The sequence below is a fragment of the Novosphingobium subterraneum genome (assembly GCF_000807925.1).
GTDB lineage: Bacteria > Pseudomonadota > Alphaproteobacteria > Sphingomonadales > Sphingomonadaceae > Novosphingobium > Novosphingobium subterraneum.
In genome coordinates this window covers 63,866-82,828 of the sequence record NZ_JRVC01000006.1, presented here as the reverse complement: position 1 = coordinate 82,828, position 18,963 = coordinate 63,866, and the positions used below count along the sequence as shown (strand labels likewise).

Below are 18,963 nucleotides of genomic sequence, written 5' to 3'. Positions count from 1 at the left end.
TTCTGCGAATGGTGAAGGTCGAATCGGGGTCAATTCCGATGCGCCATGCCGCCGGACCACCCCGGCGAGTCTTTGCGACGTTATCTTCTGTCGGCCAAGCCTGTTCTTCTCGAATCTGACAGCAATTGTAATGGATTGCGCTTGGTATGTTGCGCATTTGCCACCGGAATTGTCGAATCCATACAATTCTCTGCAAGGGCTTCTGCTTAGTAAGGCGCTGCGACCCGAAGGGCTCGGTGCAGTTATGCAACGAGTTCTCGACTTTGAGGCGGCCGATGACCCATTGGGCTCGGCCGCCCTTTTTTGCCGCCCATTTTTTTCCGCTCTCTTTTTGGACGAGCGCCCGCTTGTGCAGGGAAGGCTCCGCGCCTAGATAACCGGAGTGATTCGGTCCGATTTGCGCGGGCCGCAACCGGGACCCTTGCAGATGCGCCTTTCGAGCATGGCCGATTACGCCGTTGTCACGATGACCGCCGCTGCGCGCCATTGCGGGCAGAGCCGCGTCTGTGCGCAACAACTCGCCGATGAAACCGGCCTGCCGGCGCCGACCGTGCAGAAGCTGGTCAGCAAGCTTTCGGCCGCAGGGCTGCTGAAGTCTGTCCGTGGAGCGCGTGGCGGGCTCAAGCTGGCGCGCCCGGCAGCAGCTATCACTTTGGCCGATATCGTCGAAGCCGTGGAAGGCCCCATTGCGCTCACGCCCTGCAGCGAGCATGGGCGCCATGATTGCACGCTGGAATCCGCGTGCACCGTCCGTCCGCACTGGCCTGCCGTCGATGCCGCATTGCGCGGCGCGCTGGCGGGCATACCGCTCACCCAATTGTCCCGTCCTGCCGCAGCGGTGACGGAGGTTATGGCATGACCGAGAACGTCGAAATCAAGGATCAGGCCGCGCGCGAGGCCGCTGCAAAGGTCGCCGAGTACGAGCATGGCTGGTCGTCCGATATCGAGCAGGAGTACGGGCCCAAGGGCCTGTCCGAGGACACCGTCCGCTACATCTCGGCCAAGAAGGACGAGCCGGAATGGATGCTCGAATGGCGCCTCAAGGCCTATCGCCACTGGCTGACCATGCCCACGCCCGATTGGGCAAAGCTGAACATCCCGCCGATCGACTATCAGGACGCCTATTACTGGGCCGCGCCCAAGGCCAAGCCCAAGCTCGGCAGCCTTGACGAGGTCGATCCCGAAATCCTGCGCGTCTATGAAAAGCTCGGCATTCCACTGGAGGAGCAGAAGGTGCTCGCCGGCGTCGAGGGGGCGCGCAAGATTGCCGTCGACGCCGTGTTCGATTCCGTCAGTGTCGCGACCACCTTCCGCAAGGAGCTGGAAGCGGCAGGCGTGATCTTCCGCTCGATCTCCGAGGCGATCCGCGAATATCCGGACCTCGTGAAGAAGTGGCTCGGCAAGGTCGTGCCGATGCACGACAACTACTTCGCCACGCTCAACTGCGCGGTCTTTTCTGACGGCACCTTCGTCTACATCCCCGAGGGCGTGCGCTGCCCGATGGAGCTCTCGACCTATTTTCGCATCAACGCGGAGAACACGGGCCAGTTCGAGCGCACCCTGATCGTCGCCGACAAGGGCAGTTACGTCTCCTACCTCGAAGGCTGCACCGCCCCGCAGCGCGATGAAAACCAGCTTCACGCCGCCGTCGTGGAACTCGTCGCGCTCGATGATGCCGAGATCAAATACTCGACCGTCCAGAACTGGTATCCCGGTGACGCGGAAGGCAAGGGCGGCATCTACAACTTCGTCACCAAGCGCGCGCTGTGCCAGGGTGCCCGCTCCAAGGTCTCGTGGACGCAGGTCGAAACCGGCTCGGCGATAACTTGGAAGTATCCGTCCTGCGTCCTGAACGGCGAGGATTCCGTGGGCGAGTTCTACTCGGTTGCCGTCACCAACAACTACCAGCAGGCCGATACCGGAACCAAGATGATCCACAACGGCAAGGGGTCGCGCTCGACGATCGTGTCGAAGGGCATCTCTGCGGGCAAGTCGAACAACACATATCGCGGCCTCGTCCGCGTGGCCCCGCAGGCAGAAGGTGTGCGCAACTTCACGCAGTGCGACAGCCTGCTGCTCGGCGCAGAATGCGGCGCGCACACCGTGCCCTATATCGAAGTGCGCAACCCCAGCGCCACGATCGAACACGAAGCCACCACCAGCAAGATCAGCGACGACCAGCTGTTCTACGCCATGCAGCGCGGCCTCGATCAGGAAAGCGCCGTCGCCCTGATCGTCAACGGCTTCGCCCGCGAGGTGCTGCAGCAACTGCCGATGGAATTCGCAGTCGAAGCGCAGAAGCTGCTGGGTATCAGCCTTGAAGGATCAGTTGGTTGAAGAAGACTCTTACCCTCCGCCCCGTCGGCGAACGTGCCGAAGCGCCCAAGATCCAGAAGAAGGGTCGCGGCTGGGCCATTTCCGGTTCGCGCCTCGATGCGATCCACGACATGGCGCGCCAGTTGCGCCGCGAACCGGACGAGGCTCACCTCGCGCTGGCCGAGGAACTGGCGAAGGAAGATCTCGGAAAGTACAAGTTCAAGCGCTACGCCGTGATCGGTTCGGCCATCGTCGATTTCGCGAGCCAGTCGCTGAAGCTGGTCGTCGCGCTTGACCGTGGCGATGCGCCGGAGCTTGAGCGCCGCCGCGATGCCAGTCTTGCCGAAGTCGGCATCAAGGTCATCCGCTATGATGCTGCCGAAGTACTCGGCGATCCTGAAGGCGCCTGCGCTGCCGTCCTGCGCGAGATGAAGGCCCGGTACGATGAGTTGCGCGCGGCCTCGCGTCCTTCGCGTCCGTCCTATTCGCGCTCCGGCGCCCGCCCGCAGCGCAGCCCCCACACCCGGGCTCGCGACTGAGAGAGATGACCATGCTCGAAATCCAGAACCTCCAGGCCACCGTTGCCGACAAGCCGATCCTCAAGGGTCTGTCGCTCACCATCAACGCGGGTGAGATCCACGCGATCATGGGGCCGAACGGCGCGGGCAAGTCCACGCTCGGCTACACGCTCGGCGGGCGGCCCGGTTATGAAGTGACCGGCGGCACCGCCACATTGGATGGCACCGACCTGTTCGAACTCGAACCGCATGAACGCGCGGCGGCGGGCCTGTTTCTCGGCTTCCAGTACCCGGTCGAGATCCCCGGCGTGTCCTTCGTGCAGTTCCTGCGCGAATCCGCCAATGCCCAGCGCAAGGCACGCGGCGAGGCACCCCTTTCGGGGGGCGAATTCCTCAAGCTGGCCAAGGAGAAGGCGGGCCTGCTGCGCATGGACATGGACATGCTCAAGCGCCCGGTGAACGTCGGCTTTTCGGGCGGTGAGAAGAAGCGTGCCGAGATGGTCCAGATGGGCATTCTCGATCCCAAGATCGCCATCCTCGATGAAACCGATTCCGGGCTCGACATCGACGCCCTGCGCATCTGCGGCGAAGGCATCAACGCGATCATGCGCAAGCCCGAAAAGGCCGTGCTGCTGATCACCCACTACCAGCGCCTGCTCGATTACGTGAAACCCGACTTTGTCCACGTCCTTGCCGGCGGCCGCATCGTCAAGAGCGGCGGGCCTGAACTGGCGCTCGAACTCGAAGAGCACGGCTACGAGGCCGTCGCGGCATGACCGCGCTGCCCACCCGCAGGCAAGAAGCCTTCCGCTACGCCGATCTTGCGGCGCTGGAAGCGCTCTGGCCGCTGCCGGTGCAGGATATCCGCGTCGCTGCGGGCGAGACGGGCGCAAGCGCTGTCGTGCTCGATGGCGCCAACGACGCCGCGCAGGACATCGCGATCACGCTGGAAGATGGCGCGGAATATGACCTGCGCCTGCTCAACGCCGGGTCCGCCTATGGCCGCATTGCGGTCAAGGTCACGCTTGGCAACGGCGCGAAGTTCCATCTCGGCGCGGCACAGATCGCCGGCGGCGAACAGACCGCCGAGATCGTCACCGAGGTCGTCCATGCCGAGCCTGACGCGGTTTCGAGCCAGGTCGTCCGTTCGGTCCTCGGCGGCAAGGCCACGGGCACGTATCTCGGCCGCGTCGTTGTGGCGCGCGGGGCGATTGGCACCGATGGCGAACAGTCGATCCGGGCGATGCTGCTGGATCGCACTGCCACTGCCAATGCCCGCCCAGAGCTGGAAATCTACGCCGACGACGTCAAGTGCGCCCACGGCTGCGCAGTCGGTGAACTCGATCCGCAGGGGCTGTTCTACCTCGCCCAGCGCGGCCTTCCGCCAGCCGAGGCTAAGAAGCTCATGCTTCATGCCTTCATCGCCGAAGCCTTCGTCGGTGCCGCCGATGAAGAGTCGCTTACCGAAGCCGCGCTCAAGGCGCTGGATGCCGTGCTGTGACCGTCGATGCCCTGACCCGCACCGCTGAATGGCCCGGCCTCGTCAATCCTGACGGCAGCCGCTGGCATTATCTCGATACTGCCGCCACCGCGCAGAAGCCGCAAGTTGTGATCGATGCGATGGTGCGCGCCTTGGGCCGCGACTATGCCACCGTTCATCGCGGCGTCTATGCCCGCTCGGCCGACATGACGCTGGCCTTCGAAGCTGCGCGCCGCAAGGTTGCTGCACTCGTCGGCGGCGCCGAGAACGAGCTGGTCTTCACCCGCGGCGCGACCGAGGCGATCAACCTCGTCGCACAGACCTGGGGTGTAGCCAATCTCAAGGCGGGTGACCGCATCCTCATCTCCACGCTCGAGCACCACGCCAACATCGTGCCTTGGCAGATGCTGCGCGAGCGTACCGGAGTCGAGATCGATGTTTGCCCGCTGACCGAGGACGGGCTGATCGATCTCGATGCCGCCGAACGCATGATCGCGCCTGCGCACAAGCTGGTCGCTTTCGCGCACGTGTCGAACGTGCTCGGCTCCACGCTTGATGCAAAGCGCGCAGTAGCCCTTGCCCGCAGCGTCGGCGCGAAGATCCTGCTCGATGGTTGCCAGTCGGTCGCGCGCCTCACCGTCGACGTGAAGGCGCTGGACGCGGACTTCTACGTCTTCTCGGCTCACAAGCTTTATGGCCCCACCGGCATCGGCGCGCTCTGGGCCAAGGGCGAGATTCTCGATGCCATGCCGCCGTGGCAGGGCGGCGGCGCAATGATCGACAGGGTCACTTTCGAGAAGACCACCTATGCCCCCGCACCCCAGCGGTTCGAGGCCGGCACGCCCGCCATTGTCGAGGCTATCGGCTTTGGCGCAGCAGTCGATTTCGTTCAGGCGCAAGGCCTCGCCACCATCCACGCCCACGAATGCGCGCTGGTGGCCAAGGCACGCGAGGCGCTCGGGCGCATGAACTCGGTCAAGCTGTTCGGCCCTGCGGAAAGTGCCGGCATCCTCAGCTTCGCGCTCGAAGGCGTGCACCCGCACGATCTCGGCACGATTCTGGACGAGGAAGGTGTCGCCATCCGCGCCGGGCATCACTGTGCCCAGCCGCTGATGGCGCATCTCGGCGTGCCCGCGACGGCGCGCGCGAGCTTCGGCATCTACAGCGATGAAAGCGATATCGCCGCGCTCGTGCGCGGCATCGAAAGGACCAAGAGGATTTTCGGATGAGCGAGAACGATCCCAAGTTCGCGGTCGAGGAAGTGGAAGCCGTCTCGGCACCGAAGCGCGCGTTCGTGGAGGACGCAGTGGAAGAAACGTCCGCCCAAAAGCTCGAGCGCAAGCGCGACTACCTCGAAGGCTTCCTCGCCGCCAAGCCTGAGGCCGTCTCGCCCGCCGAACCGGGCGGAGACATCTACGAAGGCGTGATTGCCGCGCTCAAGGAAATCTTCGACCCCGAAATTCCGGTCAACATCTATGACCTCGGCCTGATCTACGGCGTCGATGTCTCGGACGATTCCGATGTCACCGTCACCATGACGCTGACCACGCCGCATTGCCCGGTCGCGGAATCGATGCCGGGCGAGGTCGAACTGCGCGTCTCGGCCGTGCCCGGCGTGCGCGATGCCGAGGTCAATCTTGTCTGGGACCCGGCATGGGACCCCGCCAAGATGAGCGACGAAGCCAAGCTTGAACTGGGAATGCTGTAACGCCTCCCCATATAGGTGTCACCATGACGACCGAAACGCAGACCAAGCCCCGCCGTCCCCGCCCCGCTGCGGTGATCCTCACGCCCTCGGCCGAGGCGCGCGTGGCGCATCTCATGGCCACGGCTCCCGAAGGCGCGATCGGCGTGAAGTTGTCGACGCCCCGTCGCGGCTGCTCAGGGTTGGCCTACTCGGTCGACTACGTGACCGAGGCCAACCCGCTCGACGAGAAGATCGAAACACCGGGCGGTCTGTTCTTCATCGACAGTGCCTCGGTGCTCTACCTGATCGGCAGCACGATGGACTGGCAGGAAGACGATTTCACCGCCGGATTCGTGTTCCAGAACCCCAACGCCAAAGGCAGTTGCGGCTGCGGTGAAAGCTTTACCGTCTAACCTTCGGCAAGGAACGCCAGCAGCGCCTTTTCCAGCGGATCGACCTGCTCGTCAGCGTCGATGCGCGCCTGCAGCCACAGGTTCTCGGCATCGGTCACGGCATGTTCTCGCGCAGCTTCGCCCGCAACATCGCGGCCCGGTTGCCTGCGCCCGAAGCCGACTTCGCGAACGGCCCGCACGAAGCTGCCAGTATCGACCCTTGCCATGCGACCAAAGAACCGGCCCAGATGGGTCGAGCGGTCGTCCATGAACGCTTCCAACTCGCCCGCCCGCTCGCGCGTCATGCCCTTGGTGCCGTTCCAGCCCTGCAGGTAATTGCCCACGCCCTGCACGAACAGTCGCTCCCACGCAGAAGCGTTGTCCGCGCCCAACGTGGCATCCTTCAGGCGGAACAGCATTTCCGCCTCGCGCTGGCTTACCCCGGCAGGGCGATCCCCGCCGGAGGCAAAGATCGTGCGACGGATCAGGCTGCATTCGGCTTCGGTGATGCTGCCTGGAGCAAGCGTGCCGGCACAGCGCGTCGGGCCTTCCCCTGTCAGAACTTCGCGTTCGATCTGATCCAGCACGAACAAGCGCAAGTCATCGGGTGCGGACAGTGCCTTCTCCAGCACCCTGACCAGCAGTTCCAGCTCGGTCAGGCTTTCCACTTTGCCATCGTGCGAGACGCGCTCGATCAGCCAGCGCGCATTCTCGTCCGAGATATAGCCTTTGGGCTCGGTTCCGTTGACCACGAATTCGACCAGAGCCTCGACGAAGAAGTCGGACCATTCGCGCGTGGGCTCGGCGATCTGGTCGTTAAGCAGGAAGATCGCTTCGGCTTCTTCGGGATCGATCCTGCCATCGGGCCATGCCGCGCGCCGCAATTCGAGGATTTCCTCTACGGAGATTGCGCTGTCCTTGGCGGCCTGCTCGGCCAAAGCGCGGAAGTGCAGGGTCATGCGTCTTCGGTCCCTCAAGCGTTCAATCGCAGGAGGGCATAAGGGAAAGCGCTTAACTTGGGGTTATCAGCCTGGCCACGGCCATCAGGCCGGACATGGCAAGCAGGAAGCCGACGAAGCCGCGCCATGCCGCATCGCTGACCTTGCCGAAGGCAAGAGACCCCAGGTGGTTGCCGACCAGCACCGGCACGAACAGCAGCAAGGCGAAGAGCACATCGCGCCATGAGGCCAGCTTCAGCGCCAGCGCCGCAGCAGTGCTGGCGATCGACGTCAGCAGGAACACCGTCAGCATCGAGGCGCGGGCCACTTCGCGCGGGATGGGACGACGCAGGTAATAGGGGACGACCGGAGGCCCGGGCATGCCGGCAAATCCGGTGAGCAGGCCCGCTGCCGCTCCGGTAAGGCCCGTCTCTACCTTGCCCGGCGCATGACCGGGCCGGGCAGGAAGAAGCACCATCACGAACGCACCGATCGCCACCACGGCAATGAGCACGCGCGCCACTTCCGGCGGCGTTGCGAACAGGGCGAGCAGGCCGGCTGGCGTCAGCAACATGGCAAGACCGCCAATCGCCCCGGCGCTTTTCTCCCCGGCGGCCCACACCTTGCGCGCGCCGACCAGCCCGATCAGCAGCCCAAGCATGTTGGAAACGACCACCGCTTCGCCCGGCGGGATGACCAGTCCGATCAGCGGCACCAGCAGGATCGCCATGCCAAACCCCGCCAGCCCGCGCACGAAGGCAGCGACGAACGCCGCCAGTGCGCAAAGCCCGAGCGAAAGGATCGGCAGGTCGAGCGTGATCAGCTCCGCAGATCCGGCGGCGTCGCTTCGCTCTTGAGCAGCGCAATCGCCTCATCCAGCGATACCACCTTCTGGTGCTGTTCGCCCAAGGTGCGGATCGCCACGGTGCCTTCCTCGGCCTCGCGCTTGCCCACGACCAGCAGGAAGGGGACCTTCTGCAGCGAGTGTTCACGGACTTTGTAGTTGATCTTCTCGTTGCGCAGGTCCGTGTCGGCCCGGATGCCCGCCGCCTTCAGCTTGGCCAGCGCATCCTTGGCATAGTCGTCAGCATCCGAAACGATCGTCGCGACAACGGCCTGCACTGGTGCCAGCCACGCGGGAAGGCGTCCGGCAAAGTGTTCGATCAGAATGCCGATGAAGCGCTCGTACGATCCGAAGATCGCGCGGTGCAACATCACCGGTCGGTGCTTCTCGCCATCCTCGCCGATGTAGGTTGCATCAAGCCGCTCGGGCAGGACGCGGTCGGACTGGATCGTGCCGACCTGCCAGGTGCGGCCGATCGCGTCGGTCAGGTGCCATTCCAGCTTGGGCGCATAGAACGCGCCTTCGCCCGGCAGTTCCTCCCAGCCATACTCTTCGGTGGCAAGCCCTGCGCGGACCACGGCGGCGCGCAGCTCTGCCTCGGCCTTGTCCCACATTTCCTCGGTGCCAAAGCGCTTTTCCGGGCGCAGCGCGAGCTTGATCGAGTAGGTGAAGCCGAAGTGCTTGTAGATGCGGTCGGCCAGTTCGCAGAACGCCTGCACTTCCGAAACGATCTGGTCCTCGCGGCAGAAGATGTGCGCATCGTCCTGCGTGAACTGGCGCACGCGCATCAGCCCGTGCAGCGCGCCGTGCGGTTCGTTGCGGTGGCAGCAGCCGTTTTCATACAGGCGCAAGGGCAGTTCGCGGTAGGACTTGATCCCCTGCCGGAAGATCAGCACATGCGCCGGGCAGTTCATCGGCTTCAGTGCCATCCAGTCGGCATCGTCCGAAACGATCGGGCCTTCGTCCTCGACGTTCGGCACTTCGTCGGGGATGACGAACATGTTCTCGCGGTACTTGCCCCAGTGGCCGGACTGCTCCCACTGGCGCGCATCCATGACCTGCGGCGTCTTGACCTCGCGATAGCCGGCGCCGTCGATGGCGCGGCGCATGTAGGCTTCCAGCTCGCGCCAGATCAGGTAGCCCTTGGGGTGCCAGAACACGCTGCCATGGGCTTCCTGCTGGAGATGGAACAGGTCCATCTCGTTGCCGAGCTTGCGATGGTCGCGCTTCGCCGCTTCTTCCAGCCGCATGAGGTGCGCATCGAGCTGCTTCTTGTTGAGCCAGCCGGTGCCATAGACGCGGGAAAGCATCGCGTTCTTCTGGTCGCCGCGCCAGTAGGCACCCGAAACGCGCGTCAGCTTGAACGCCGCCGGATCGAGCTTGCCGGTCGAGGGCAGGTGCGGGCCCCGGCACATGTCGAGCCAGTCGTCGCCCGACCAGTAGACCGTCAGTTCCTCGCCCTCGGGCAGTTCGGCGGCCCACTCGGCCTTGAAGCTCTCGCCCTGCTGCTTCCAGCGGCTGATCAGCTGTTCGCGGCTCCACACCTCGCGGCGCAGCGGCTTGTTGGCAGCGATGATCTTGCGCATCTCCGCCTCGATGGCAGGCAGGTCTTCATCCGTGAACGGGCGGTCCTTCGGGGCGAAGTCGTAATAGAAGCCGTCGTCGGTGCTCGGCCCGAAGGTGATCTGCGTACCCGGAAACAGCGCCTGCACCGCTTCGGCGAGCACGTGGGCATAGTCATGCCGCGCAAGGTCGAGCGCGTCCGCCTCGTCCTTGGCCGTCACCAGCGCCAGCTGCGCGTCAGCCGTGAAGGGACGCGAAAGGTCCACCAGCTCGCCATCGACCTTCGCCGCCAGCGCCGCCTTGGCGAGGCCGGGGCCAATCGCGGCGGCTATGTCGGCCGGAGTGCTGCCCGGCGCAACCTCGCGCACGGAACCGTCGGGCAGGGTGATCTTCAGCAACTCGGACATGCGGGTCTCTCTGCAATCTGTTGGCAGCGCTTTGGCACAGGTGCGCCGCCACCGGAAGGGCGCGCATCAGGCAAATCGGTCGGTTCGGGAGGCGATGCGCAAAGCCACCCGAACCGGGCGGCGGCATCGCAGCGGGCGCTAGGCCAGCAGCGACCGCCCCCGGCCCGCGGGGGTAGTAGTTGTAGTGCTGGTCGTCAGGCGTGCCATGTCGCCGGGCTTCTAGCGCGGAAAAAGTACCGAGTCATCAGGTCTATCAGGTCAAGTACCATTGCCATGATGACAATGATGCTTGACATCTCCGCGCAACAGGTCAAGTAACCTTGTCATATGATCAAGGAGGCTTGACCCATGATTCGCTTCGCTCTTCCCGCCGTGACCGCCCTCGTGATGGTCGTGATTGCCCTGCTCGATATCTTCGAAGTTCTGCCGAAGGGCTCCACCACCACTGCCGTGCTGTTCGTGCCGCTCAGCGCTGCGCTTTCGGGCACGCGCTGCCTGCGCCGCCAGCAGGAGGCTTGAACCATGGTCGCCCGGATGACGCCCGAACACCGCCGCTACACGCGCGCCGTTATGTTGCTGATGGGCGGCTACGTCGCCACGCTGGTCGGCGTGAACCTGTTCTTTAAGAACAGCGCCCCCACCGGCCTCAGCGCCTATGCTGCTGCGCTGCTTCCCGCGCTTCCAGTGATCGGCGTATTCGTGGCGATCGGCCGCCTGCTGACCTCGCTGCGCGATGAATACCAGCGCTACCTGATGACCCGGCAGATCCTCATCGCCACCGGCTTCACGTTGAGCGTGGCGACGGCATGGGGCTTCGTCGAAAGCTTCGGCCTGCTCCCTCACGTCCCGGCCTTCTACGCCACGGTGCTGTGGTTCGGCGGGTTGGGCCTTGGCGGCTGCATCAACGCGCTGCTGGAGCGGCACGGAGGTGGCGAATGAAGAACCGCCTCAAGGTCCTGCGCGCCGAGCGGAACTGGAGCCAGGCCGACCTTGCCGAAAAGCTCGAGGTCAGCCGCCAGTCGGTGAACGCGATCGAGACAGGCAAGTACGACCCCTCGCTCCCGCTCGCCTTCCGCATTGCCGATGTCTTCGCCCTTCCGATCGAAGATATCTTCCAGCGCGAAGATTGAACGGTATCCCCCGCCGCACGTCACCCTGATTTTTCCGCTGAACCGAGCTTGCCGCGCCGCCGCTTGCGGGCCATGTCCGGGACATGACTGAAATAGCGCGCTTTACCCTGCCTTCCGGCCAGCAGATGGCTTACCGCCACCTCGCCGGCACTTCTCCGACCATCGTGTTCCTCCCCGGCTACATGTCCGACATGGCCGGCGGCAAGGCGCAGGCCGTCCTCGAATGGGCGCGACAGCGGGGCCATGGCTGCCTGCTGCTCGACTATACCGGCTGCGGGATGAGCGACGGCGATTTCGCCGATGGTCGCCTTTCGAAATGGCGTGACGAGATCGTCGCCCTGATCGATCACCTCGGCATCGACAGCGTGCAACTCGTGGGCTCCAGCATGGGCGGATGGCTGATGCTCCTCCTCGCCGAAGCCTTGGGCGACAGGACCAGGGCGCTTGTCGGCATTGCGCCTGCGCCCGACTTCACCGAATGGGGCCTGTCGCAGTCACAGCGGATCGAGCTCGCCGCCGGGCGTACGATCTATGAAGACAACCCCTATGGCCCCGAGCCTACCCCGACTCACGCGGGGTTCTTTTCAGATGCCGAACGTCACAAGCGCCTGGCCAGCGGCATTGCCTTTGAAGGACCGGTCCGCCTGATCCATGGCCAGGCAGATGCTGACGTGCCGTGGGAAATCTCTATCAACCTTGCCCGCGCCCTGCGTTCAGCCGATGTGCAGGTGCACCTGATCAAGGACGGCGATCACCGGCTGTCGCGCCCCGCCGATATCGCGCTGCTCCTGCGCGAACTCGCCGGGCTCGCTGCCGGACAAGCCGCCTGACGTGCCGAAGGAAAAGCCTGCCATGATCGATCTTCCCGCACCGCTATTCGCCGTGGAGCACCGGATCGAGCAACAGGCCTCCCTGATGCAGATTGGTCCCGCCACCATGCCGATGCGTCCGTCCGATTTACCGATCCCGCGCCGCCGCGATCCCGAAAAGCAGCGGCAGACTGAAAAGGAAGCGGGTCTAGAGCGGCCCGACCTGCCCGAACAGGACCGCCTCGCCTACTGCCTGCAAAAAGCGGCGACCGATCCCGATGCGGCGATGGTCGAGGTGCAGACATGGCTGGGCGAAAGCCGCGACTCTGGCCAGCAGGTCCGCGCCAACCAGTGCCTTGGCATGCTGCGCTCCAATGCCGGCGACTTTGATGGCGCGCTCGAAGCTTTCGCACAGGCCGTGTCTGGCGTGCCCAAGGAGCAGGAAGTCGCCGCCGTGCCGCTGATGGCGATGGCCGGCAACGCGGCTCTGGCCGGCGGCAAGGCCGAACAGGCGCTCGGCTGGTTCGACCGCGCTCTGGCAATCAAGGGTTTCGCCGACAACGCCGCGCTCGGCGCGATGCAGAGCGATCGTTCGCGCGCGCTCGTGGCGCTGGGCCGCCTCGCCGAGGCTGGCGGCGCACTCGATGAAGCGCATCGCCTCGCGCCGGAGGACCCTGAGGGCTGGCTGCTGTCTGCCACTCTTGCCCGCCGCAACGGCGAACTCGACCGGGCGCAGCGCGATATCGAAGTGGCAGCGAAATATGGCCCGCGCGATCCGCAGGTCGGCCTGGAAGCTGGCGTCATTGCCGTGCTGTCCGGCCGGGACGACGCCGCGCGCAAGTCGTGGGAATCGGTTGTTTCGGCGGACAAGGACGGCGAAGCGGGCAAGACTGCCCGATCCTACCTTGAACAGCTGGGCCCTGCACCTAAATCGGTTTCACCCGAAACCGCAGGAAAGCCGGCGTCATGAAACTCTCCGTCCTCGATCTGGTCAGTGTGGTCGAGGGCGGGACAGCGCGGGCCGCGCTCGACAACTCCGCCGCCGCCGCGCGCGTGGCGGAGGAATGCGGCTACCAGCGCTATTGGGTTGCCGAACATCACGGCATGGAAGGTCTGGCTGGTGCCGCCACGGCTGTCGCCCTCGCGCACATCGGGCAGGCAACTTCAACGATCCGCATCGGTTCGGGCGGGATCATGCTGCCGAACCACAATCCGCTGGTGATCGCCGAACAGTTCGGCACGCTCGATGCCCTGTTTCCGGGCCGGATCGATCTCGGCCTTGGCCGCGCCTCTGGCGCTGACCAGCGCATCATGCGCGCCCTGCACAAGGACACCAACCGCGCCGCCGAGGACTTTCCGCAGGACGTGGTCGAACTCCAGCTTCAGTTCGCAGGCGATCCGCGCGTGCCGCTGCAGGCCTATCCGGCCAAGGGTGCAAGGCCGCAGCTGTGGATTCTCGGATCCAGCCTGTTCGGCGCGCAACTCGCCGCGATGCTCGGCCTGCCATATGCCTTCGCCTCTCACTTTGCCCCCGATCACCTCGACGCGGCGCTGAAGATCTATCGCGAACGCTTCCAGCCGTCGGCCGCGCTCGATGCACCCTACTGCGCTGCCGCCATCAATGTCGTTGCCGCCGAAAGTGACGAAGAAGGCCAGCTTCTCGCCTCCTCGATGGATCAGGCCTTCGTGGCGCTGCGCACCGGCACGCCGGGCAAGCTCAAGCCGCCCGTGCCCGGTTACCGCGACACGCTGCCACCTTCCGCACTGGCCATGCTGGAACACGTCCGTCAGGTCAGCGCGTGCGGCTCGGTGGCAACGGTGCGCGCCGGGCTGGCGGCATTTGCCGACCGCACCGGGGCCGACGAGATCATCGTCGCAGCCTCGATCTACGACCAGCAGGCGCGCTTGCGATCCTTGCGCCTTACCGCCGAAGCCGCCCGCGAACTAGCCGTCGCTTGACGTAACCAGCGCGCAATCCTGCGGCACGAAAAGGTGCGCAAAGGGTTCACAACAGCGGGTTAAGCCGCCCATGTCGATGAACCGGACTTGAGGTCTCGCCACGGCTGGATTACCCTTTGGAATAATGATACGCTCGCGTATTCAATAATTACACGAGAGAGAAATATCCTCTCGCAAGGAGAGTCGGGAACACGCCATGGCGTCAACGTCCGCAAGCCGTCCGCAAGCCCCTGCCGCTTCCTCTTCGCAGCCCCCCTCCGATCAGCTTTCATTGGCCTTGGCCGAGCGGTTTGCCGGCGCGCTGCTGCCCGACGAAGCGATGGATTTCGATGCTGCGCGCCTCGCCGAAGCGGCCCGTTTTGCCGCCGGCGCTGCTGCACAGCGCCAGGGCAGTGATCCTGCCATCGCCATCGAAAGCGTCAGCGGCTCGGATAGCGACGGTCGGCATCTGCGCCTCGCCGTGATCAACGACGACATGCCGTTTCTGGTCGATTCGATCACCTCGGCCATTACGGCGCAGGGCCTGGCGATCGACCGTCTCGTCCATCCGGTCGTTGCGGTGCGCCGCGACGGCGAAGGCAACCTCACCGAATTTCCGGCGGGCGACGCTTCGGGCGAACGCCGCGAATCCATCGTCTATCTCGAAACCGAACGCGCCGATGCCCGACAACGCCGCGGCCTTGTCGCCGCGCTCGAGGAAACGCTGCGAGACGTGCGCGCTGCGGTTACCGACTGGCCGCTGATGCAAGCGGCCATGCGTGAGGATGCGGCTGGTCTTGCCGATCCCGAAGGCGCCGCACTTCTGCGCTGGCTCGCCGATGGGATGCTCACCCAGCTCGGCAGCGTCACGCGCAATCGCGATGGCAGCGAAGAGAAGGCGCTCGGCATCTGCCGCGCCAGCGACCGCAGCCTGCTTGCCGCAAGTTCCTTTGACCGCGCCTTTCGCTGGTTCGAAAGCGGAAAGGGCCGCGCGCCCCTGATCGTCAAGGCGAACCGTATCGCCAACGTTCACCGCCGCGTGCCGCTTGATCTGTTCATGGTTCCGCGCATTGAAGGTGGCAAGGTCGTGGCCCTGTCTGTCCATGCCGGGGTCTGGACCAGCGCCGCGCTTGCCGCAGCGCCAGATCGCGTCCCCCGCCTGCGCACGCAGCTTGCCGAGCTGATGGACAAGTTCGGCTTTGCCGCCAACGGCCACGCCGGCAAGGCGCTGGTCCATGCGCTCACTGCGCTGCCGCACGATCTTCTCGTCAGCTTCGACGATGCCGATCTCGAGCGCGTCTCGACCGCGATGATGAGCCTGGTCGATCGCCCGCGTCCGCGCCTTGCTCTGGTCGAAGCTCCGCTCGCACGGCACCTTTTCGCTTTCGTCTGGCTCCCGCGCGACGTGCTGTCGACCGAGGTTCGTCTCGCCATCCGCGACATGCTCGAAGCGGCCGCCGGTGCGCAGGTGATCGACTGGTCGCTGCAGGTAGAGGGCAGCACCTTGGCGATGCTGCGCTTCGTGCTCGATGTGCGCGATCAGGATGGGCAGGTCGATGAGGCGGCCCTCGATCTGCAATTGCAAGGCATGGTGCGTGGCTGGGCGGGCGCTGTCGAAGCCGAGCTGGCCGCCAGCGAAGAACCTTCGCGCGCTGCCGCGATCGCCGCACGCTATGCCGATGCCTTCCCCCTGTCCTACCGCAACGCTTCGGGCGCTGCCGAGGCAGCACGCGATATCCGCGTCCTGCGCACGCTGGCGGGCAGCAAGGCCCCGCGCCGTGCCGTTCGCCTGCATCGCAACCCGGGCGAGGCGGTGCTGCGCCTCAAGCTCTATCAGCGCGAAGGCGCAATCGTCCTCTCCGATGCCGTGCCGGTGCTCGAAAACTTCGGTTTTCGCGTGCTCGAGGAAGTGCCCACCCCGCTCGACGGCGGCCGCCTTGGCTATATCCACGATTTCCTCGTCGCTCACCCGGCCGACAGCTCGATCGAAGACCTGCTCTCGCGCGCGGCCTCGATCGAAAGCTCGCTCGCGGCCGTGATCAATGGCGCGGCGGAGGATGACGCATTCAACCGCCTGATCGTTGCCACCGGCCTCACCGCGGTCGAGGCGAACTGGCTCCGCGCCTTCTACCGTTACTTGCGCCAGGCCGGCATGACCTTCGGCATCCCCACCGTGGTCGAAGCGCTCAAGAACGCCCCCGCCGTCACCCGTGGCCTCGTCGCCGCCTTCGTCGCCCGCCACGACCCTGCCTTCACCGGCCAGCGCGATCAGGCCTTTGCCCAAGCCGAGGAGCGCATCAAGACCGGCCTCGCCGGCGTCGCGGCCATCAACGACGACCGCCTCCTGCGAAGCTTCCGCGCGCTGGTCGGCGCCATCCTGCGCACCAATGCGTTCGCGCCTGCTGCGGCAGAGGCAATGGCCTTCAAGATCGATTCCGCACTTGTCCCCGGCCTGCCCAAGCCGCTGCCGTGGCGGGAGATCTTCGTCTATTCACCGCGCGTCGAAGGCATCCACCTGCGCGCCGGCCCGGTCGCCCGCGGGGGCCTGCGCTGGTCCGACCGCCGGGACGACTTCCGCACCGAGATCCTCGGCCTGATGAAGGCGCAGCGGGTGAAGAATGCCGTCATCGTGCCCACCGGTGCCAAGGGCGGCTTCTATCCCAAGCAGCTCCCTGATCCTGCGAAGGACCGCGAAGGCTGGCTCGCCGAAGGCAAGGCCTCCTATCAGGTGTTCATCCGCACCCTGCTGTCGATCACCGACAACATCATCGAGGGCAAGGTCGTCCATCCCGCCCACGTCGTGATCCGGGATGGCGAGGACCCCTACTTCGTTGTCGCCGCCGACAAGGGCACTGCCTCCTTCTCCGACGTTGCCAACGCCATCGCCGAATCGAAGGACTTCTGGCTCGACGATGCCTTCGCCAGCGGCGGCTCGAAGGGCTACGATCACAAGGCCATGGGCATCACCGCGCGCGGTGCGTGGCTCTCGGTCCGCCGCCATTTCCTCGAACTGGGCGTCGATGTGCAGAGCGAGCCGATCCGCGTCGCTGGCTGCGGCGACATGTCGGGCGACGTGTTCGGCAACGGCATGCTGCTGTCAAAGGCGCTCAAGGTCGTGGCCGCGTTCGACCACCGCCACATCTTCCTCGATCCCGATCCCGATCCGGCGCGTAGCTGGGAAGAGCGCAACCGCATGTTCGCGCTGCCCCGCTCCAGCTGGGACGACTACGACAAGAGCCTGATCTCGGCAGGCGGCGGTGTCTTCCCGCGCTCGATGAAATCAATCCCGCTTTCAGCCGAAGTCCAGGCCCTGCTCGGGGTCGAATTGCCCGAGATCGATCCGGATTCGCTGATCTCCCTGATCCTGCAGAGCCCCGTGGACCTCCTGTGGTTCGGCGGCATCGGTACCTACGTGAAGGCGAGCACGCAGAACAACGTCGACGTCGGCGATCCTTCCAACGATTCCGTCCGCGTATCTGCCAACGAAGTCCGTGCCAAGGTCATCGGCGAGGGCGCCAATCTCGGCACCACGCAGGCCGCGCGCATCGAATTCTCGCTGCATGGCGGGCGCATCAACACCGACTTCATCGACAATTCCGCCGGCGTCGATTGCTCCGACAACGAGGTCAACATCAAGATCGCGCTCGCCGCGGCCAAGCGATCCGGCAAGTTGACCGAGAACGCCCGCGTCGAGCTGCTGGCGGCGATGACCGACGAGGTTGCGCACCTCGTGCTCGAGGACAACCGCCTGCAGGCGCTGGCCCTCTCCATCGCCGAACGCGGTGGCGCTACTGCCATGCCGGCATGGTCGCGCCTGATCGACGTGCTTGAGGAAGGCGGTGATCTCGATCGCAAGACCGAGGGCCTCGCCGGCGCCGAAGACCTCGCCCGTCGCGCCGCGTCCGGGCAGGGCCTCACTCGCCCCGAACTCGCCGTCCTGCTCTCCAGCAGCAAGCTCGTCCTCCAGCGCGAACTGGAAGAGAGCAAGGTGGTCGATGACCCGGTGCTGGAAGAGGAACTCGTCGCAGCCTTCCCGCCGCAGATGCAGGAACCCTTCGAAAGCGAGATCGTCCACCACCGCCTGCGTCGCGAAATCATCGCCACCAAGCTCGCCAACCGCATCATCAACCGCATGGGGCCGGTCATCCCGTTCGAACTGTGCGAAGAGGAAGGCGTCTCGCTCGCGCAGGTCGCTGCGGCCTTCGTCGCGGCAGAGCGCCTGCTCGACTTGCGCAAGACCTGGGGCCTGCTCGATTCGGCGCAGATGCCCGAAACCCTCCGGCTCGACCTGTTCGACCGCGTGGCGCAAGGCCTGCGCGGCCATGTTGCCGATGTCCTGCGTGCGGGCCGCGGCACGCAATCGCCCGACGACCTGATCGAGGACCTGTTCGGCGGCGTCGCGCTGCTTTCGCATACCACCGCAGAACTGCTGCGCGGTGCCGCGCAGGCGCAAGCTCGCCGCATGGCGGACGACCTTGCCACCAGCGGCGTGCCCGCCGAAATCGCCGCGCGCCTTGTCCACCTCTACGACATGGACGGCGCCATCGGCCTCGCCCACCTTGCAGGCGAACTCAATGTCGATGCCGCAGCCCTGACCGGTGCCTTCGCCGATCTCGGCGCGGCGCTCGGCATCGACTGGGCACAGCAGGCGGCGCGGCGGATGAACCCGTCAGACCCGTGGGAGCGTCTGCTTGTCGCCGGCCTCGCCCGCGATTTCCAGCAGATGCGCCTCGATTTCCTCGCGCGCTCGAAGGGCGGTTCACCCGATGCCTTCGTCAGCGACTGGCTTACGGCCAATGCCGCGGCGGTGCGGCAGTTCCGCAGCCTCGTCGCCCGCGCTCAGGCCGCTCCGGTGGTGTCACCGGCCATGCTGGCGCAAGTGGCCAGCCAGGCAAGGACATTGCTCGGCCGGTAAGCTGTCCAAGCAAGACATTGCCGCAG

18 protein-coding genes are annotated in these 18,963 nt (G+C 65.4%); 15 read left to right on the top strand and 3 right to left on the bottom strand.

Going from position 1 to position 18,963, the window contains the following annotated elements; all coding sequences use genetic code 11:
- Positions 1 to 427: 427 nt before the first annotated feature.
- The 8 genes from NJ75_RS07555 to NJ75_RS07520 are packed head-to-tail and all read left to right on the top strand — an operon-like array spanning position 428 to position 6,414.
- Positions 428 to 859, top strand: a complete 432-nt coding sequence (locus tag NJ75_RS07555; RefSeq protein ID WP_039333076.1) for an SUF system Fe-S cluster assembly regulator — start codon at positions 428 to 430, stop codon at positions 857 to 859.
- On the top strand, positions 856 to 2,337 hold the full coding sequence (gene sufB, locus NJ75_RS07550; RefSeq protein WP_039333074.1) for a Fe-S cluster assembly protein SufB: 1,482 nt from the start codon (positions 856 to 858) through the stop codon (positions 2,335 to 2,337). Before NJ75_RS07555 ends, sufB begins: the two co-directional genes overlap by 4 nt.
- Complete coding sequence (locus tag NJ75_RS07545; RefSeq protein ID WP_039333072.1) at positions 2,334 to 2,855, top strand: endonuclease domain-containing protein; 522 nt, start codon at positions 2,334 to 2,336, stop codon at positions 2,853 to 2,855. Before sufB ends, NJ75_RS07545 begins: the two co-directional genes overlap by 4 nt.
- 11 nt (positions 2,856 to 2,866) lie before the next feature.
- Positions 2,867 to 3,610, top strand: a complete 744-nt coding sequence (gene sufC / locus NJ75_RS07540) for a Fe-S cluster assembly ATPase SufC (protein ID WP_039333070.1) — start codon at positions 2,867 to 2,869, stop codon at positions 3,608 to 3,610.
- Entirely contained in the window at positions 3,607 to 4,335 is a 729-nt protein-coding gene (locus NJ75_RS07535) for a SufD family Fe-S cluster assembly protein (RefSeq protein ID WP_039333068.1), read from the top strand. Before sufC ends, NJ75_RS07535 begins: the two co-directional genes overlap by 4 nt.
- Positions 4,332 to 5,543, top strand: a complete 1,212-nt coding sequence (locus tag NJ75_RS07530; protein ID WP_039333066.1) for a cysteine desulfurase — start codon at positions 4,332 to 4,334, stop codon at positions 5,541 to 5,543. The genes NJ75_RS07535 and NJ75_RS07530 overlap by 4 nt, the downstream gene beginning before the upstream one ends.
- The gene (locus tag NJ75_RS07525) at positions 5,540 to 6,022 is read left to right on the top strand and encodes an SUF system Fe-S cluster assembly protein (protein ID WP_039333064.1); all 483 of its coding nucleotides are present in this window, start codon (positions 5,540 to 5,542) and stop codon (positions 6,020 to 6,022) included. Before NJ75_RS07530 ends, NJ75_RS07525 begins: the two co-directional genes overlap by 4 nt.
- Positions 6,023 to 6,045: 23 nt before the next feature.
- On the top strand, positions 6,046 to 6,414 hold the full coding sequence (locus NJ75_RS07520) for a HesB/IscA family protein (protein WP_039333062.1): 369 nt from the start codon (positions 6,046 to 6,048) through the stop codon (positions 6,412 to 6,414).
- On the opposite strand, the gene NJ75_RS07515 is transcribed toward NJ75_RS07520, so the two are convergent.
- The 3 genes from NJ75_RS07515 to thrS are packed head-to-tail and all read right to left on the bottom strand — an operon-like array spanning position 6,411 to position 10,145.
- Entirely contained in the window at positions 6,411 to 7,352 is a 942-nt protein-coding gene (locus NJ75_RS07515; protein ID WP_052242179.1) for a hypothetical protein, read from the bottom strand. The two genes, NJ75_RS07520 and NJ75_RS07515, sit on opposite strands and share 4 nt — an antisense overlap.
- Before the next feature lie 52 nt (positions 7,353 to 7,404).
- On the bottom strand, positions 7,405 to 8,109 hold the full coding sequence (locus tag NJ75_RS07510) for a sulfite exporter TauE/SafE family protein (RefSeq protein WP_082013312.1): 705 nt from the start codon (positions 8,107 to 8,109) through the stop codon (positions 7,405 to 7,407).
- Between the two features lie 41 nt (positions 8,110 to 8,150).
- Complete coding sequence (gene thrS / locus NJ75_RS07505; protein WP_039333058.1) at positions 8,151 to 10,145, bottom strand: threonine--tRNA ligase; 1,995 nt, start codon at positions 10,143 to 10,145, stop codon at positions 8,151 to 8,153.
- Between the two features lie 348 nt (positions 10,146 to 10,493).
- Here thrS and NJ75_RS24290 point away from each other — a divergent pair, with 348 nt between their 5' ends.
- The 7 genes from NJ75_RS24290 (at position 10,494) to NJ75_RS07475 (ending at position 18,937) form a co-directional block, all read left to right on the top strand.
- On the top strand, positions 10,494 to 10,664 hold the full coding sequence (locus NJ75_RS24290) for a hypothetical protein (protein WP_156135734.1): 171 nt from the start codon (positions 10,494 to 10,496) through the stop codon (positions 10,662 to 10,664).
- Positions 10,665 to 10,667: 3 nt separating this feature from the next.
- Complete coding sequence (locus NJ75_RS07500) at positions 10,668 to 11,084, top strand: hypothetical protein (RefSeq protein WP_039333057.1); 417 nt, start codon at positions 10,668 to 10,670, stop codon at positions 11,082 to 11,084.
- The gene (locus NJ75_RS07495; RefSeq protein WP_039333055.1) at positions 11,081 to 11,275 is read left to right on the top strand and encodes a helix-turn-helix transcriptional regulator; all 195 of its coding nucleotides are present in this window, start codon (positions 11,081 to 11,083) and stop codon (positions 11,273 to 11,275) included. The genes NJ75_RS07500 and NJ75_RS07495 overlap by 4 nt, the downstream gene beginning before the upstream one ends.
- Positions 11,276 to 11,358: 83 nt before the next feature.
- On the top strand, positions 11,359 to 12,105 hold the full coding sequence (locus tag NJ75_RS07490; RefSeq protein WP_039333053.1) for an alpha/beta fold hydrolase: 747 nt from the start codon (positions 11,359 to 11,361) through the stop codon (positions 12,103 to 12,105).
- 22 nt (positions 12,106 to 12,127) lie between these two features.
- A complete protein-coding gene (locus NJ75_RS07485) occupies positions 12,128 to 13,054 on the top strand; it encodes a tetratricopeptide repeat protein (RefSeq protein ID WP_156135733.1) in 927 nt (308 codons plus the stop codon).
- Positions 13,051 to 14,043, top strand: coding sequence for an LLM class flavin-dependent oxidoreductase (locus NJ75_RS07480; protein WP_039333051.1), 993 nt, complete (start codon positions 13,051 to 13,053; stop codon positions 14,041 to 14,043). Before NJ75_RS07485 ends, NJ75_RS07480 begins: the two co-directional genes overlap by 4 nt.
- 196 nt (positions 14,044 to 14,239) lie before the next feature.
- Positions 14,240 to 18,937, top strand: coding sequence for an NAD-glutamate dehydrogenase (locus NJ75_RS07475; protein WP_039333049.1), 4,698 nt, complete (start codon positions 14,240 to 14,242; stop codon positions 18,935 to 18,937).
- The last annotated feature ends 26 nt before the right edge of the window (positions 18,938 to 18,963 follow it).